The organism is Nitrosospira sp. Nsp2 (assembly GCF_003050965.1).
Taxonomy (GTDB): Bacteria; Pseudomonadota; Gammaproteobacteria; order Burkholderiales; family Nitrosomonadaceae; genus Nitrosospira.
The window spans coordinates 784,395-799,558 of record NZ_QAOU01000001.1 but is presented as its reverse complement, the minus strand read 5'-3'; the positions used below and the strand labels follow the sequence as shown (position 1 = coordinate 799,558).

The 15,164-nt window shown below is 52.8% G+C and carries 12 protein-coding genes; 6 read left to right on the top strand and 6 right to left on the bottom strand.

What is annotated here, in order from left to right; all coding sequences use genetic code 11:
* Positions 1–38: 38 nt before the first annotated feature.
* The 3 genes from C8R31_RS03610 to C8R31_RS16430 all read right to left on the bottom strand — a co-directional run bounded on the left by C8R31_RS03610 (position 39) and on the right by C8R31_RS16430 (position 4,206).
* The gene (locus C8R31_RS03610) at positions 39–2,450 is read right to left on the bottom strand and encodes an ATP-binding protein (protein WP_181320384.1); all 2,412 of its coding nucleotides are present in this window, start codon (positions 2,448–2,450) and stop codon (positions 39–41) included.
* Between the two features lie 715 nt (positions 2,451–3,165).
* Positions 3,166–3,675, bottom strand: coding sequence for a pyridoxamine 5'-phosphate oxidase family protein (locus C8R31_RS03600; RefSeq protein ID WP_107692660.1), 510 nt, complete (start codon positions 3,673–3,675; stop codon positions 3,166–3,168).
* A 288-nt stretch (positions 3,676–3,963) separates the two neighbouring features.
* Positions 3,964–4,206, bottom strand: a complete 243-nt coding sequence (locus C8R31_RS16430) for a LexA family transcriptional regulator (RefSeq protein WP_258192518.1) — start codon at positions 4,204–4,206, stop codon at positions 3,964–3,966.
* Between C8R31_RS16430 and C8R31_RS16425 the strand changes: the two genes are divergently transcribed.
* The 6 genes from C8R31_RS16425 to C8R31_RS03560 all read left to right on the top strand — a co-directional run bounded on the left by C8R31_RS16425 (position 4,205) and on the right by C8R31_RS03560 (position 11,008).
* A complete protein-coding gene (locus C8R31_RS16425) occupies positions 4,205–4,420 on the top strand; it encodes a hypothetical protein (protein ID WP_258192517.1) in 216 nt (71 codons plus the stop codon). The two genes, C8R31_RS16430 and C8R31_RS16425, sit on opposite strands and share 2 nt — an antisense overlap.
* Positions 4,421–4,695: 275 nt before the next feature.
* A complete protein-coding gene (locus C8R31_RS03585) occupies positions 4,696–5,292 on the top strand; it encodes an SRPBCC family protein (RefSeq protein WP_258192516.1) in 597 nt (198 codons plus the stop codon).
* Between the two features lie 562 nt (positions 5,293–5,854).
* A complete protein-coding gene (locus C8R31_RS03580) occupies positions 5,855–6,163 on the top strand; it encodes a thermonuclease family protein (RefSeq protein WP_258192515.1) in 309 nt (102 codons plus the stop codon).
* Between the two features lie 1,135 nt (positions 6,164–7,298).
* On the top strand, positions 7,299–8,120 hold the full coding sequence (locus C8R31_RS03570) for an FxDxF family PEP-CTERM protein (protein ID WP_107692658.1): 822 nt from the start codon (positions 7,299–7,301) through the stop codon (positions 8,118–8,120).
* An 82-nt stretch (positions 8,121–8,202) separates the two neighbouring features.
* On the top strand, positions 8,203–8,844 hold the full coding sequence (locus C8R31_RS03565) for a PEP-CTERM sorting domain-containing protein (RefSeq protein WP_107692657.1): 642 nt from the start codon (positions 8,203–8,205) through the stop codon (positions 8,842–8,844).
* Positions 8,845–8,956: 112 nt separating this feature from the next.
* Entirely contained in the window at positions 8,957–11,008 is a 2,052-nt protein-coding gene (locus tag C8R31_RS03560) for a TonB-dependent receptor (protein WP_146164541.1), read from the top strand.
* A 94-nt stretch (positions 11,009–11,102) separates the two neighbouring features.
* On the opposite strand, the gene C8R31_RS03555 is transcribed toward C8R31_RS03560, so the two are convergent.
* The 3 genes from C8R31_RS03555 to C8R31_RS03545 are packed head-to-tail and all read right to left on the bottom strand — an operon-like array spanning position 11,103 to position 15,124.
* Positions 11,103–12,401, bottom strand: coding sequence for an amidohydrolase family protein (locus C8R31_RS03555; protein ID WP_107692655.1), 1,299 nt, complete (start codon positions 12,399–12,401; stop codon positions 11,103–11,105).
* A gap of 57 nt (positions 12,402–12,458) precedes the next feature.
* Complete coding sequence (locus C8R31_RS03550) at positions 12,459–13,604, bottom strand: glucuronyl hydrolase (protein WP_258192514.1); 1,146 nt, start codon at positions 13,602–13,604, stop codon at positions 12,459–12,461.
* A gap of 8 nt (positions 13,605–13,612) precedes the next feature.
* On the bottom strand, positions 13,613–15,124 hold the full coding sequence (locus C8R31_RS03545; protein WP_258192513.1) for an alginate export family protein: 1,512 nt from the start codon (positions 15,122–15,124) through the stop codon (positions 13,613–13,615).
* Between the last annotated feature and the right edge of the window lie 40 nt (positions 15,125–15,164).

Genomic DNA, 15,164 nt, shown 5'->3' with positions numbered 1-15,164 from the left:
GGCTTTGGTTCCTTCGAACTTGCAGAGCCAACGCTTCACTAAGTCCGAAGCTCAGCCAGCAAGGCGACAAGCTCTTCCACATTGACAGGCTTCACAAGGTAATGGTTAAAGCCCGCTTCAAGTGAATTTTTACGATCCTCGTACTGGCTATATCCGGTTATTGCTATCAAGACCGTTTGCGCCAGGGCTTGAATCGACCGAAGCCGGCGCGCGAGTTCATTTCCGTCCATGTCGGGCAGGCCAATATCAAGCAGGCATACATCCGGTAATTCCAGAGGTGCTCGTTCAAGAGCGCGGTAGGGATTGTGCTCTATGACTGTCTCGTGCCCTGCGGCTTGCAGTAACATGGACAGCATAAGCGCCGCATCCTGGTTGTCATCAACGATCATTATGCGTAGTGCTTTACCCGGCGAAGAAATAGCCACATCTTCGTTTTGAAGGGCAGGAGCTTGCGGTTCAATATAACGGGGAAGCAAGACGGTAAATTTGGTCCCGGTACCAGTCCCTTTGCTGTCTGCTGTTACGCTGCCCCCGTGAGACTCTACAAGACTCTTGACTAGAGAAAGACCGATTCCCAGCCCCCCCTGTGACCGGTCGGCAGAGCGTCTTGCCTGGGCAAACAGTTCGAACACGCGCGGAAGAAGCTCTTGCTCGATGCCGATCCCATCATCCTGAACGACGAGCATCAGTTGCTCACGATGCGCGTCGAGGTGAACCACGATGTTCCCGCCCTCCGGAGTGTATTTGGCAGCATTGTCTAAAAGATTCACTATCACCTGCACCAGCCGCTTGCGATCTCCAAGAACTTGGAACGATTCCGTCGCCTGAGGTAATACGAGCCGATGTCCCCGGCTCTCGATTGCCGTGCCTGCTTGCTCGACAGCATCGGATATCAGGCTCCTGATATCCACCGGATGTTTTTCCAGAGATACCTGCCCACGAGTAACGCGGGCTACATCGAGCAGGTCATCAACGAGGCTCGTGATATGCTCGACCTGGCGGCCAATAATTTCACTGGCCTGCCTTAGACGTTGCTCGTCAACAGTGTCGATCTTTAGAAGTTGGGCCGCTGCCCTGATGGGCGCCAGCGGATTGCGCAGCTCATGCGCCAGCATCGCCAGGAACTCGTCTTTACGCCGGTCGGCTTCCTGCAGCTTTTCTTCTGCACGTTTGCGTTCCGTGACATCCAGGGCGATACCTCGTATCGCAAGGGCTTGGCCTGCCTCGTCGACGATGATTTTTCCGCGGACATCCGACCAAAAAATCCCACTGTTTTGGGGATGAATAATTCGTACCACGACTTGAAATTTCCCCCGTTCTGCGATTGCCTCCTCGCACGCATTCTTCATGACCGACTGATCCTCCGGATGCAGCAACTCCCAGGGCCGCGCCACTCTTTCCAAATCGGCGCCAAATATTTCCGAAGCGTTTCCAGAAAAGCTCAGCTCTCCGCTAGCCAGTTTCCAGTCCCAAACTACCATGCGGGCTGCCAACATTCCCTCCTCTAATCGTCCCTGGCTTACCCGGAGTGCGTCCTGTGCATGTTTTTTCTCGGTAACGTCCGCTCCTTCGACAAATACACCTGAGATGGAGCCATCGGACTCAATGATGGGCTGATAGACAAAGTCGATATACAATTGCGTTAAAGGCAATCCTGAACCCCGTTGAAGCAAAAGCGGCACCTCGTTTGCAAAGAAAGGCCGCCCAGTCGTAAAGACCTCGTCGAGAAGTTCAAAGTAGCCCTGCCCTTCGCCTTCGGGAATGGCCTCGCGGACCTGTCGACCCAAAATTTCGCGATGCCCAACGAGTCGCATATAGGCATTGTTTGCAAACTCGAAAACATGCTGCGGGCCGCGCAAGACGCACATGAACCCGGGGGCCTGCTGGAACAAGACTTTCAGGCGGTCGGCTTCATGCCGGCGGCGCAGAATTTCCTCCGCAAGGCGCTCATTCACACGTTTCAGCTCGTCGTTGGCTAAATGTTCTTTGGTGACGTCATTGCATACGACCAGCACCCCGCGTACACCCATAGCGTCACGGATTGGGCTGTAGCCGTACGTCCACCAGGCATCTTCCCGCGTGCCGTTCCGCGTTACGGGTACGAGCTGGTCTTCATTCCAGGTCGGTGGACCGCCGGCCATGATGGATTCGATCTGTGGTCCAATAATGGGCCAGATTTCCTCCCAGCACTCCCGGCCAGGCTGGCCTAGCGCACTCGGGTGCCGCTCAGGCCCAAGGGTCTTTCGATACGCATCATTATAAAACTGGATTAAATCCGGCCCCCACCAGACAAACATGGGATGGTTGGAGTCCAGCACTACATTTAGTATCGTCTTAAGAGAGACAGGCCATTGCTCAGTTGGCCCCAGCGGCGTGGCCGCCCAGTCGAATGCCTGTATGAGAGATGCCAGTTCTCCGCGACATGATAGTAAGGCAGGTGAGAGAGCCATGTTATTTCCATCAATAATGTAGGTTTGCATCCGTCCCCGCTAGAACTTGCGGAAGTGGAGAGTGAGCCCAAGGCGGGCAACGGGATGAGAAAAGGTGACGAAGGTAGCGGTTAATGCGCCGTACTGGACAATAGAATTTCTTTCGCTGCGCTCACAGGCAAACGAAGTTGACCACCCGGAGCGCAAACCGTTCACGGTTCAAGCCATTAACCTGGCCCGCCCCAGAATCAGTACTGGGGCCGAAACGGAAAACCCGACCCCGGACCTGCCGCCAAAGTCAGCATCGGTCAAAAGTGGAAATTCCGGCCGCCTACCTGAAAACGGCGCTGTCACCGGGAGCGCATCCGGGTTATTTTGAATGCCCGCAGCCAGTGCTTCTGCTTATTTCCTCCTTCTACCTGGACCAGGTAGTCAGAGAATCGTCGGGAAGCTCGAAACGACGGTTAGAGACCGGCAGGTCTCATGAAACCTCGGGTCCTTGCCGCAGTAGGTGATGGGTGACCTGGCAACGCTTGAATAGGTATGTGTAAATTTGATCGGCAACGCCGTTAAATATACTTCGAAGCAAAAACGAGCTGAAAATCAGCATCGGCTATATGGGCGATGAAGAAGGCCAGAATCCATGTACGGGAGAGTTGAAGCAGCAAGCGGCGAAACTTCCTGCCGCCCCGTCTTGACCGGGCGCCCGGGAGACGTTGTTAAAAGGCTGTACCGATTACTCCTCTTTCACATCTATCTTGCGATGTTCACCCAGCGCATCGGTATCCCCTGTCGCAAGCGCTTTGACAAGTCCGTATGCACGCGCGGTAGCGCTATCAGGCGCATCCCAGTATTCGGCTTCCATAATGCTGACTTTGAGCAACGCGAGGTCTGGATCGTCCAGCCCCTTTGGAAACCAGGGTCTGATCCAAGGAGACCATAAGGCCTGCATTTTCTCCTTGTCATCGACCAGCTCAGCAGCACCGGATACGGACAGATAATCATGTTTATCTGCGCGAACATAGCAGAGGTTGACTTGCTGATCCGGCTGCGCTTTCGCAATTTTTGACGATGACAGCGATGTAAAAAACCAAAGATTGCCTTCGCCGTCGAGTTGCATGGTCGCCATAGGGCGGCTACGCAAGACCCCGTCTTTTTCCAGGGTAGTCAACATCGCGAATCTGGCATCGCCCACCATTTCAGCCACTTTAGCCAGGGCGGCATTATGTTGTTCGTTGATTTCCATGATGACTCCTTTATGTTGATTTGGTGATATTCACATTTTTCCACTATTTCAGGTCGATCTATCGCCTGGGTACCGGTTTCGTCATTCCTTTCAGATCGGCGTAACACCCCGGATGGGTCCATTTTACCCCATCATGAGCAAGCCCAATCGCAGCGGGAATCTTACGCGGGTCCGGGAGACTCCGGACGTGCAAAGGGTCAACTGCTCATTGAATTCCTGAGATCGGGACGAAATACTTTTTCGCAGGATGCATAGAAGGAGTTGGCATCAGCCAACGCAAAGACCGGTCTATTTCGCTTCGTTGATGACATAGGTCACCACGCCGAGGATGACCAGTTCCTGTCCTCCCTTGAGGATAGTGTGTTCATTGAGCGGGTTCTCGGACAGGAGCTTGATAACCCCGCTGCGCTGGTACAGGCGCTTGACCATCCATTCGCCATCCACATCGGCTATGATGATACTGTAGGATTTGCCCTTGATGGAGCGGTCGATGATCAATGTGGCGCCATCGAAGATGCCAGCGCCGACCATGGAGACGTCCCTTGACGTTGAAGAAGAACGTGGCGGGCGGGTTGGCAATGAAGCGGTCATTCAGGTCCAGGGTTTTCTGTTCATAGTCCCGGGCCGGAGAAGGAAAGCGGGATTGGCCTGTCAGTATCTTGCCGCTGTAGATGGGACGAGGCAGGGACGCGGGATCCAGGCTTGCGATGGGGAAAGCGATCGTATCCGCATTCCCCTGCTGTGACGCTTTTCTAAACGGTTCGAGATAGAGCAGAATGCCCGACTTGAGGCTGAGGGGTACCCGTATCACGGATGTTTTCTCCCCGTACGGACTCATGGATTTCTTCGGACCTGACCCTTCCCTTCTGCCGCCGCGTGCGCCCATGACTAGCCTTCGCTGAACTCTGTAACGGCGTTCAATTACCACAGCCCAAGTGATCTGTTTATAATTTTGTAGCAGCTTAGAATTCCCTCCCATTCCACGAGCAAGTAACCCGGCTCCCTCTCTTGTGTGTGCCAATGAGAAACGCTTCCTTCTTGCTATTCATGTGGTCAATGCTATTTGCGTCGGGGTTGTCCGCAGATTCCCTAAAGGGTAAGGACATTGAAGTTGAGGTAAACATAGCTGGAGAAAACATTATTATTGACCTTAATTTTGCGGTGGCGGCAACCCAGCAGGAGGTCTGGGACGTGCTGACCGACTTCGACCGCATGGCTGATTTTGTCTCCAACTTGAAGGAGAGCAAGGTGGTCAGTGTTTCTGAAGCCAGGCTTACGATTTTTCAGCGCGGCGCTGGGAGTTACGGCCCTCTGAGCTATCCGTTCGAGTCAACCCGGGAAGTAAGATTGATTCCTTACCATGAAATACGGTCGCACCTGATCAGTGGCAATATGCGCAAATTGGACGGTGCTACTTATCTGATTGACGAAGGCGGACAAACCCGTGTGATCCATCGCACCAATGCGATCCCGAAAATCTGGATTCCTGCGGCAGTGGGAAAGGTCTTCATCCAGCATGAGATGCGGGAGCAGTTCAACGAAATGCGAAATGAAATAATCAAGAGAAAGAAGGTGGATCTTAAAGAAAGGGACATGAGGAAAACACGTGAACAATGAACAGGTGAGAGAAATTGCTTTAGAACATGGATTTGAGTTAACGGAGCAAGCTGATGGCGCTATAGGGGCGGTTCCCTATATCCGCAAACCTTCCCCAAACCTGTAAGGCCCAAACCCATTCCGCCAAACAGGCAAGCCCTTTTCTGCCCTATCTGCCCGGAGGCTGAACTTGAGGGAATTGAGGCCAAGGGGTTTCGCGGATGCGGACGGCTTTTCCAGACAATGTTAATCACGCAAAAGGAGAGCAAAATGAATAACCAGCACTTCATCGAACAGCCATGACGGGCGAACGTTCACAATAATATTAATTGCGCACGATTAGAAAGTTAGCCGGCTTGTAGTATTGTTCAATGTCGATAGGTCAGCCATACCTTATCCCTGCTCAAAATGCCACACTTTGACCCAGCATCGAGGTTAGTAATCATCGCAATGTTTGGCTTTTGTCTTTCAGCCGCACAAGCTGCAACGTTCAGTGGAAGGGTCGTGGGCATAACAGGTGGGGACACCTTAACAGTCCTGACCGCATCAAAGCGGCAACACGAGATACGCCTGGCTGAGATAGATGCCCCAGATCGGGGCAAAGTCGAGGCAGTCCCTCTCTGATCTATGTTTCGGCAAGGAGGCGGAAGTCTCCCCACGTGTAAAAGACCGTCATCAGCGAATCGTAGCCCGTGTCAAATGTGCTGGCGTTGATGCCAATGCAGAACAGGTTAATCGCGGCATGGCCTGGGTGTATCGGCGCTACGCAAAGGACCACGATCTGTATGTGCTGGAGCACGGGGCAAAAGTAGGAAAGCGGGGACTATGGGCGGATTCTTCCCCTACTCCGCCTTGGCAATGGCGAAAGAACAGCAATGTGCGGCAGACTTGAACAATCGGAGACGCCCCGGCATTAGCCAATAATCGCTTCGCGTCCATATTAAGGAACACCTCACAAGGCCGGGAGACAATAGCCCTTCCTATAACGTCGACCCTGGGCAATCTCCATGGATGATCATGCTCCACACTGGCGAACTGCTCTTGATCGGCACGACCTGGGGCTATCGAACTCCGAACGAAGCAGCTGGGAAGAAGAAACCATGGATATGCGCGCGAGTTGAGAAGCCTTTGACCGGACGGGGCTGGAGGGCTTGCATTAGCAGGCGAAGAAAATTCCTAATCCTTCTGTCCCAGCTGACAGGTGTAGCGAGCAATATCGTGCTGAATATTGAGATCAAGTCGTCGAGAGGCTGACTTCATTCGGCCGAGCATGGGCACCATGCCCTCAACAAAATAAGCCGCTCGCTTTGTTATTGCTCCCCTTGGTGAATACTTGGTCTTATGGGACCGAGCTGCAGGCAGGTCAGGCATAAGGACTCATCCCGTTTCAAAGTGAAACCGAAAATATAAAGCCTGTATTCCTATTTATTTGCTCGAAACAACATGGCTAAGACCCGTCTCTACTTGGATTCGCTTTCCAAACGGTTCTCTAACTGTGGTTGCCCAGCGATTTTGATAGCCCCGGGTCCTGATCGTGACCAAAGGGGAAAAGAACAGGCTCGTAACATCCTTGGGCGAATGTCACGAGCCTAAATAGGTAATGAAACCTAGGGGGGAAAAACAATGAAAGTACAGATACAAACGCTTACTCGCACTAATGCTTAGCAACAAGAAGCAGCCCGATTATAGAGGGGGGATACCAGCTTGGGAATGTGACATATTGCCGCGCGACAATATGTCACACCATGGGGTTGGCTGCTTTGAAAGTAGTATAGCGCCATCGGTAAAAGACAGTAGAATCTAATACAGAACAATTCTTTATCACATCTATCCGCCCTGCTTCCTGGAAGCAGCTGAGCCTCGTTTCCACTCAAGCACTTCCGTGCCTGCGGCATATTGTCACATGCGGCAATATGCCGCACTGATTGATTGCCATGGCTCGTTATACTCCCTTACGCGCGTCAATCCTCGCACCAACGTGACGTGTATTTCAATCTTGAATATCAAATGGGAGTTTAACGAACAATATGAAAAAAACTTTAAGGTATGCATTGCTTCTCGTCGGCATGACTTCATTGCCGGCAATGGCGCACGTCGGCTATACCGGGCGTAACTTCGGTACATTCGATGGTACTTCGGCGACGTCCACCTTATCCGGCCAAGGGGTTACCGGCAATTATGGCTGGATCGACGGCACCGACGCGGACTATGGCGATGCCCATAAAACGGCGTCTTACCGGTTTACATTGCTAAACCCCGCTGATGTAACACTTACGTTTCAGCAAGCAACATCCACAGTCACGGACCACAGCGGAATCACCTCCACGTCCGAGCTGGGACTGACGCCGGGTTTTTCGCTTTATCAAGGGCTGGCTCATCTTGCCCCTATGGGCGCAGACTATGATTCGTCCGCTATGTCCAAGGCACACCGCCCGGCTGGCACCGAAGGTGCCTTCAGAGCATTGGACGATTGGAAGATCGGCAATGACGCGGACACCGTCAATGGAGTTCCGGCAAGCCTGAGCTTTTTCAAACATATAGGCCATGCCTATGATGGTACTGCGAGTGGGTCGGTCTCCGGTTTCGACGGTGTCGCTGACGGTAAGGTCTCCCACACCTTCTCGAATCTGGCAGCCGGGGATTACTCGGTATTTGTGGGAGGGTCGGACTATCTGGCTCAGGAGATTTCGAATCCTAATATTCTCACCAAGTACGGAGTCAGCGGCACATTGGTGGCTGGCGTAGTGCCCGAACCAGAAACCTACGCCATGCTGCTCGCCGGCCTGGGGCTGATGGGAGCCATCGTTCGCCGGCGTGAATCAAAGCGCAATTCCGAAGATAGCATATAGTTAATACTAAAGTAGCTTGCCAAATGTGGCTCTAACTATCCGATGTTAGCGATGTTATTGATTCACCCATGGAGGAATAAACATGACTAAATTCAAGAAGCGTCTCAGTCTCGCCGCCGTAAGCTCGTTGTTCGCCCTGGCGCCTGCCGCTTATGCGGCAACCAATACTTTTGATGGCAACACCTTTACAGTGGATTACGGTGTCTCAGCCGTTGGCCCGACAAGCTCTTTCTTTTCGCTTTCGAAGGCGGACGCCACAGGCAGCGCAAGCGCTGTGGAAATTCCCAATCTGTCGGGCTGGAAGATCGATACCGTGGGCAATAACTTATCGCTCACCTGGAATAAGGCTGACGAATTCATGAATTCGGGCAGTCCCGCATTCATTGGTTTCAAGATCTCCGATACTGGCGGTCATTTAGCCGACATCCTCGGTGCTTCAGTTACCAACACGACTTACACCCCGTCGACCTATGGCAATCTGGTTGAAGGGTTTTCGCCATCCCAGGTCACTTTTGACGCCAATAATATCTACGTCAACCTGAACACCGCCATGTGGCACGAAACTCCCATGGCGAGCATGGGCGATCCCTACCGTGATCAGATCGCGCTCTCAGTCAATTTCGCGCCCGCCATCCCTGAGCCGGAAACCTATGCCATGTTCCTGGCTGGAATTGGCTTGATGGGCGCAGTTTTACGCAGACGCCGCGCCCGCACTGAAAAATAGCCAGCGATTGATTGTTGCAGTTTGGCACTAGAGGCCGCTCTCCTCACGGAGGGGCGGCCTTTTTATGATGATCACTTCCGATGATCAATTGGCTATTCATTAGATAACTAACGTGCGTCTTTCCTCTCAACTACGTGCCCTCTCCTGTGGCTGGTTCGTTCTTGCTGCTTTGTCAGGCCAGGCAATGGGGCAGGAGGTTTTACGCGAGGTAAATGTCTCGACCACTCGGGTGAAGGAGCCCCTGATCGAGAAAGAGGCGCTCAAATGGAACCCGCGTCCAAGTAGTGATGCGGCAGACTTTCTACGACAGAAGCCAGAGTTTTCCGCGGCCAAAATCGGCGGCACCGCCGGGACTATATACCTGCGAGGTCTGGGTGGCCCTCGCCTGGGTATCGTCATGAACGACAGCCTGGAGGAGGCCGGCGCCAACCACGGGACCGACCCGGCGACGTCCTATATCCAGCCGGACGCCCACGACCACGTCACGGTAGTGAAAGGACCCAACAGCGTCCTGTACGGCTCGAGCATGGGCGGGCTGGTCATATTCAATGAAACCCCAAAAAAGTTTGAGAAGCCTGATGTACGCGCTCGATTGGTGGGTGGCTTGGGCAGTTTCGGCCGCCGCGATTTGACGGCGGACGTAACGATCGGGGCTCCCTTGGTCCAGTTGCGAGGTATCTCGAGTTTTAACCGGGGCGACAACTACAAGGACGGCTCGGGTCAGGAATTCTTTTCTTTCTTCAAACGCAACTCAAATAAGCTGATCGCGACATTTACACCCACAAAAGACATTACTGCCGAGTTCAGTGCGGAACAGGGTGACGCTCAGGTTGCGTTCCCCGCATTTTCACTGATGGGCGATGGGATTCACTTCAAGCGGGTAATCCTGGGAAGCCGTTTTACGGTGGCAAATATTTCAGAAAAATTCAGGAAACTGGAATTGCAGATTTATGACCGGAATCTCGATCACCATATGGACAACTTTACCCTCCGACCGGTAACAGTGGACATACTTAATCCAGATCCACCTGGACCACTCATCACCAATACCAATCGCAGAACCTTGATGCAGACTTTCAGGGGACGCTCCGCGCGAACTGTTGCCACATTCGATCTGAACGCTAAAACAGAGGGCGTGATTGGCTACGAACACAAGGATGAAAAATTCGCCGGTGATAACCAGACGGCGGGAACGCTATGCATCATCACCTCCTGCACTACCAGTAGAATATTTGTTCCTTTCTATGATCTTCACACAATCACCAATTCCGCATTCTCAGAGGTGACGTATACCGTGAATCCCACTACCACTATTAAGGCGGGTGCGCGGCGAGACTATTTTAATACCCACTCGGGAGAGCTGACCACCTTCCTTGGCGCGCCGCTGCCTACTTCAAATAGCCAGCGCGATGATATAACCAATAGCGGCTTCATTCGCATTGAAAAGGAGATCCTGTCCGGCGCCACCGCTTTCATCTCTCTGGCAAACGGGGAGCGTCCGGCGAGCAATCTGGAACGCGCGAGTTTTAATGGATTCAATCTCAAAAAAGAAAAAAACCGCGAAATAAATATAGGGCTAACTGTAAGTAAATCCACATGGCAAGGATCAGTCACGGTGTTCGGCAGCCGCATCAATGATTACATTCTGGTCAGCCAGGGCATTAACTCACAAAACGTGGATGTAGACCGTGTAGGCACCGAGTTTGATGTGACCAAGCAGATTACACCTCAGTGGAGGCTGTTTGGTAACCTTGCCTGGATAAGGGCCGAGAATCTGACCGGTCATGGACAGGGCTCGGTACCGCTTGCACAAACGCCACCGCTCGATAGCAGGTTTGGCCTCATTTTTCAGCAGGGAACCTTCTCGCTTACCCTGGCCGGACGTGCCGTGATGAAACAGGACCGTATCGACCCCGGCTACGGTAATTCGCTTGGTATCGATAACCCCACGCCTACACCGGGATTTGAAACGGCGAATATGTCCATGACCTGGAAACCGATCAAACCGGTTCAATTGAGCATGGGCATTGAAAATATCTTCGATCGCACGTACTACGAACACCTTAGCCGACGGATCGGGGACGTCCCGCCAGGGTTTGTCAATTTCGGCCGGGTCAATGAGCCCGGGCGAGCGCTGTGGTTCAGAGTTGTCTTTAACATGTAAAGATCTTAATGAACGTCCCCCAGGGGAAAATTCCGACCCTGCAGGCCTGTCCTCGCAACAGCGCATCAGCGGAATATCCTGAACGGGCCAATGTTTAGTCAAAGTTATTAACTATGATCTTGCCGCCCGAAAGGACAAGATCGGGGTATTCCAGAATTTTCAGGTTATGAGCAGGATTGCCTTTCACTGCAATAATGTCGGCGGGCGCACCCTGTTGCAGCGTACCCAATAGCGGGAAATTCAGATGCTCGCCTGCCTTCGAGGTCGCGGCACGCAGAACATCTGTAAGGTCCATCTTCGCCATTTGCCTCATATATATAAGCTCCTGCACATCGATACCCCAAGGGATGTCCGGATGCGCCACTTCTGCGCCGTATAAAAATTCACCCCCCAGTGCCGCCCAGGTACTGGCATTAGCAGCAATACCCGAACATTTCGATAAGGTGTCCAATGTCGTGACTATTTTTACGTTTTGCTCCACTGCCTTTTTCAATAATGTTTCGGGAATGATGTCGCAAGGCACGTGAGCCCATTCATCGATGCCTGCATTGATGGCAATTTGCGCGCCCTGTTCTTCGGCAATATGTGCAGTTACCTTACGGTTGTTCTTATGTGCTTCATCCACAATTGCCTTTACAATATTTTCAGGCAGCAGCGGCCAGGTTTTCTTTGATTGGGAAGCATGTCGGGCAGGCTTATCATGGATGTGCGTCTGTTGTGCATCCGATATGTCATGGTGCGAATGACCGGAGTGGTGGTTGTGGGCAGCACCCTGACTATGACCGTGACTGGACGACCAAGGGGCGCCCTGTTCGCCGCCGGGCTCAAGCGCGATCTTGATGACGACCGCACCGCCATTGATCAGATCGCGAACTGTATCCCTGGCTTCTTTCTCCGTGGAAACTGCCCTGGCGATATTTTTTTCTCCCATCATGGGGATGGGATATCCGCCTGGTGCCGTAATAATCGGTCCCGAAGTGAGAACACGCAAGCTTCCATCTCCCCCGTACGGCATATGCACGGGCCCACCCACATCGCGAATAGTTGTGATTCCATGCTTCAGAACGGTGGCGGCCGGAATATTCTGAAATGCGAGATGCGCGTGCAATTCGATAAAGCCAGGCAGTATGGTTGCATCGCCCAGATCAATAGTGCGCGCGGAGTTGGACTTGAACGAGTCGCGGGTGTTGATTTCTGCGACCTTTCCATTTATCACCAGTACCGAAGTATTCGTTCTCATCTTGCTGCCGTCAAAAACCCGCGCCGCATGCAGGAGAATGGGTGCATCGGGGGGCTCTTTAGCGGCAACCGGGGAGGAGGCAACGAAACTCAAAATCAAATACAAGCAGAACAGCGTCTGTGTGACAGATTTGCAGGGTATATTCTTTAGCATTTCAAGTAACTCCTTAAACGACTACTTACGAATCCACCGTTTGAATAGTGACCATTGCTAGCAATCGCTTGGCTCGATGATATCGGCTAGAACGCAGAGCGCCGCCATGAGCAAAAAACTGCCCCATGCCGACTCGACCAGTTCATCGTGTCCACGATTGGTTTTGTAACAACAGCCCCAAAATATTCCCTGGGCTTTCCCCTCTTTATATTTTTCCCGGCCGTGATTTTCCTCGAAGCCGATGAAGTACCGGCTGAGAGTGACCGCGGTAATCTGCTGATGGGCGTAGAGACGCCATTCATCCCCGTCAGGCACAAGATCGGCCAGGACCAGCATTGCCAGGGATGCGATCACGGAAGACGAAGGATCGGGAGGACCGGACGGATCATCCAACCGGTTGGGCGCCAGCAGGTTATGGCGCGACTGCCGCCAGTAGTGACATGCGGATTGGGCATAAGTCAGGTAGGGCTCGCCCCATTGCGCTGCGGCTCGACTTAATCCCAACATTCCCCACGCTTGACCGCGAGACCACATACCCGCCCGATCGGTTGCTCTTAGACGCGCAGCGCGGAGGTGTGCCGCTGTATGAAACGCCCCGTTCTTGGTAAAGCAGGTATCCAGTATGGTATCGGCATGACAGCGCGAGATATAAGGATAGACGCTGTGCTCGCCGCGGTTGAGAAGCTGGATCAAGGACGCAAGCGTGTCTATCGTGACGCATTGATTTCCTTCCCGTCCTCCACCCATGCCGGTACCAAGCGGAATGCAATTGATTTTTCGATCGTAGGAGGCCCCGATCGCTGCGATGGATTCTTCGACCAACGAGCGCGCGCTGATGTCGCCGAACCAGAGATTCCCGAGCGCCGCGCCATACCAGAAAATCTGGCAGCGATTGATGGAATCGGCGGCGATCTTGGACGACAAGCGCGCGCAGATTTCGGCAGCTTTGCATTTATCCGATATTGACCCCGTGACTCGCGCGCGCAGCCACCACCATCCGCTCCAGAAGCCGCCAACCCACGAACCTCCCGGAGAGACGGTCCATTGGTCCGTAGATCCTGGGGAATAAAGCGGAAAACCATCCTTGCACTGAGCGTCAATGGTGTCCATGCGACGAATTAACGACTCAAGCGCCTTTAGCACTTCTTCCCGGCTCAGCATCTGTGCCTGTTCGTTGCTGCTTCCTTCTTTCATTAGATGCATAAGGCTTCTCAAAATACGAGGTTGAAATCCAGGTAGACCATGTCTGCGTCTTTTTTCCCCTGATAAATGCTTCTGAGGACAGTGCCACCGAACGCGTGCCCGTAATAGAATCTCCACGATAAGGCTTTTGTAAGGGTATGCGTGAAACTGATGTCAAGCGATTGACCTACATCGCTACTGCCCGCGGAAGACTGCCCCGAATAGCCAAAGGCTCCCGATTTCATCGTAGGACCCAGTCCCTTATAGAACAGATCGCTGGAACTGGTGAGCGACAGATGATGCAGGTCTATTGTTACCCTGGTTTGCGGGGTGGGCGACAAATTCAGCTGTATGTACGCATCCTGCATATTCATCAGATTGTAGAAAGGGAATTTGACATAGCCGCGGCCATTTGGAAGGAGGGAAAAGAAAGTTTTATGCTTCAGGTCCGCCGCGTCATCGTCGCCTGAGCTGACAAAGTAGAGCGCGCGGAGCCATGGCTTGAAGGCTGCATCAGACCATTGATAACCTGCCTCTGCAGCGAAGGCCCAGGCTTGATGCTTCTGATTTGTCCAATCGCCGAACTGGTAGGCCCCCCAAAGTAAAGCGTCTGCGCTGCCCCCTTTCAGTTGATGAAGCGCCAGCAAGTGTGCGCCAACGGTATGGATATTCAGGTTTTGACTGTCAAGACGGGGCCGATCGGCGGCGGCGCGATTATCCACAACCTGCGTGTTGCGCTTGTCATCGTAGTTCACATAGAAAATCCGGCCTTCGGTTCCGGGCAACAGTACATCCTTCTTACTCGTTACCGCCGCATAGAACAGGTTGATATCGCTGATCTGGCTTTGTCCTTCGGCAGTAAAGCCGCCTTGAGTTGGGCGAGTAGCGGTCATTGTCATATTGAAGCCGGCTTGATCATAAACCGCCGCAAATCCGTCGAAGGTTCGACCCACATGGACAATATTCGAGGCCAGAAGACGCTGAGCGACACGAGATCTTTTAAGGCTGTCGAATTTCTCATTGCCCGTCTTGTATTCCATGCCATCCATAAATTCGAATCTGCCAATCTTCAGAAACGCTCCCGGAACGCCCAGCGAACTGAATTTGAAGTCAAGATGAGCCTGCCTTAAAAAAATATTACTCACATTGGTGGATTGATTTGCCTGGAAATAGGCGGCGCCGAGGCCAAGCGGGCCGCCGGGGGACGCGACCGCATCATTCGGGAGATCGTATAAACCGACATATTGGGCTTGCGCATAACCGTCAACATATGAAGTAGTGAGCAATGCACCAAGCCTGGCTCGCAACGCCCACAAATCATAGGAATTGTCATTGTTTATTGCGGGGCTTGGGCGAAAGAAATCCCATGCCTCGTAGCTGCCGTAAAGCTCGCCGGTCGTGCGCAGGTATGGATTGATATGACCTAGTGGCTTGCTCCCGTCCCCGGCCCAGGCATCGCTGGTTAGAAATATAAATATGATGGCGGCTGACACCCACAGAATTAACGATTGCAACCATTTCTGATGATTAACTTTCACCACGTTTAAATTCTTACCTTCCAGCGAGTCTTGTTTTTCCGCG

Coding starts and splice junctions, on each gene's coding strand:
- C8R31_RS16425 (WP_258192517.1), top strand. CDS start 4,205: ATGGAGACGTCCCTTGACGTTGAAGAAGAACGTGGCGGGCGGGTTGGC.
- C8R31_RS03585 (WP_258192516.1), top strand. CDS start 4,696: ATGAGAAACGCTTCCTTCTTGCTATTCATGTGGTCAATGCTATTTGCG.
- C8R31_RS03580 (WP_258192515.1), top strand. CDS start 5,855: ATGCCCCAGATCGGGGCAAAGTCGAGGCAGTCCCTCTCTGATCTATGT.
- C8R31_RS03555 (WP_107692655.1), bottom strand. CDS start 12,401: ATGCTAAAGAATATACCCTGCAAATCTGTCACACAGACGCTGTTCTGC.
- C8R31_RS03610 (WP_181320384.1), bottom strand. CDS start 2,450: ATGGCTCTCTCACCTGCCTTACTATCATGTCGCGGAGAACTGGCATCT.
- C8R31_RS03550 (WP_258192514.1), bottom strand. CDS start 13,604: ATGCATCTAATGAAAGAAGGAAGCAGCAACGAACAGGCACAGATGCTG.
- C8R31_RS03570 (WP_107692658.1), top strand. CDS start 7,299: ATGAAAAAAACTTTAAGGTATGCATTGCTTCTCGTCGGCATGACTTCA.
- C8R31_RS16430 (WP_258192518.1), bottom strand. CDS start 4,206: ATGGTCGGCGCTGGCATCTTCGATGGCGCCACATTGATCATCGACCGC.
- C8R31_RS03600 (WP_107692660.1), bottom strand. CDS start 3,675: ATGGAAATCAACGAACAACATAATGCCGCCCTGGCTAAAGTGGCTGAA.
- C8R31_RS03565 (WP_107692657.1), top strand. CDS start 8,203: ATGACTAAATTCAAGAAGCGTCTCAGTCTCGCCGCCGTAAGCTCGTTG.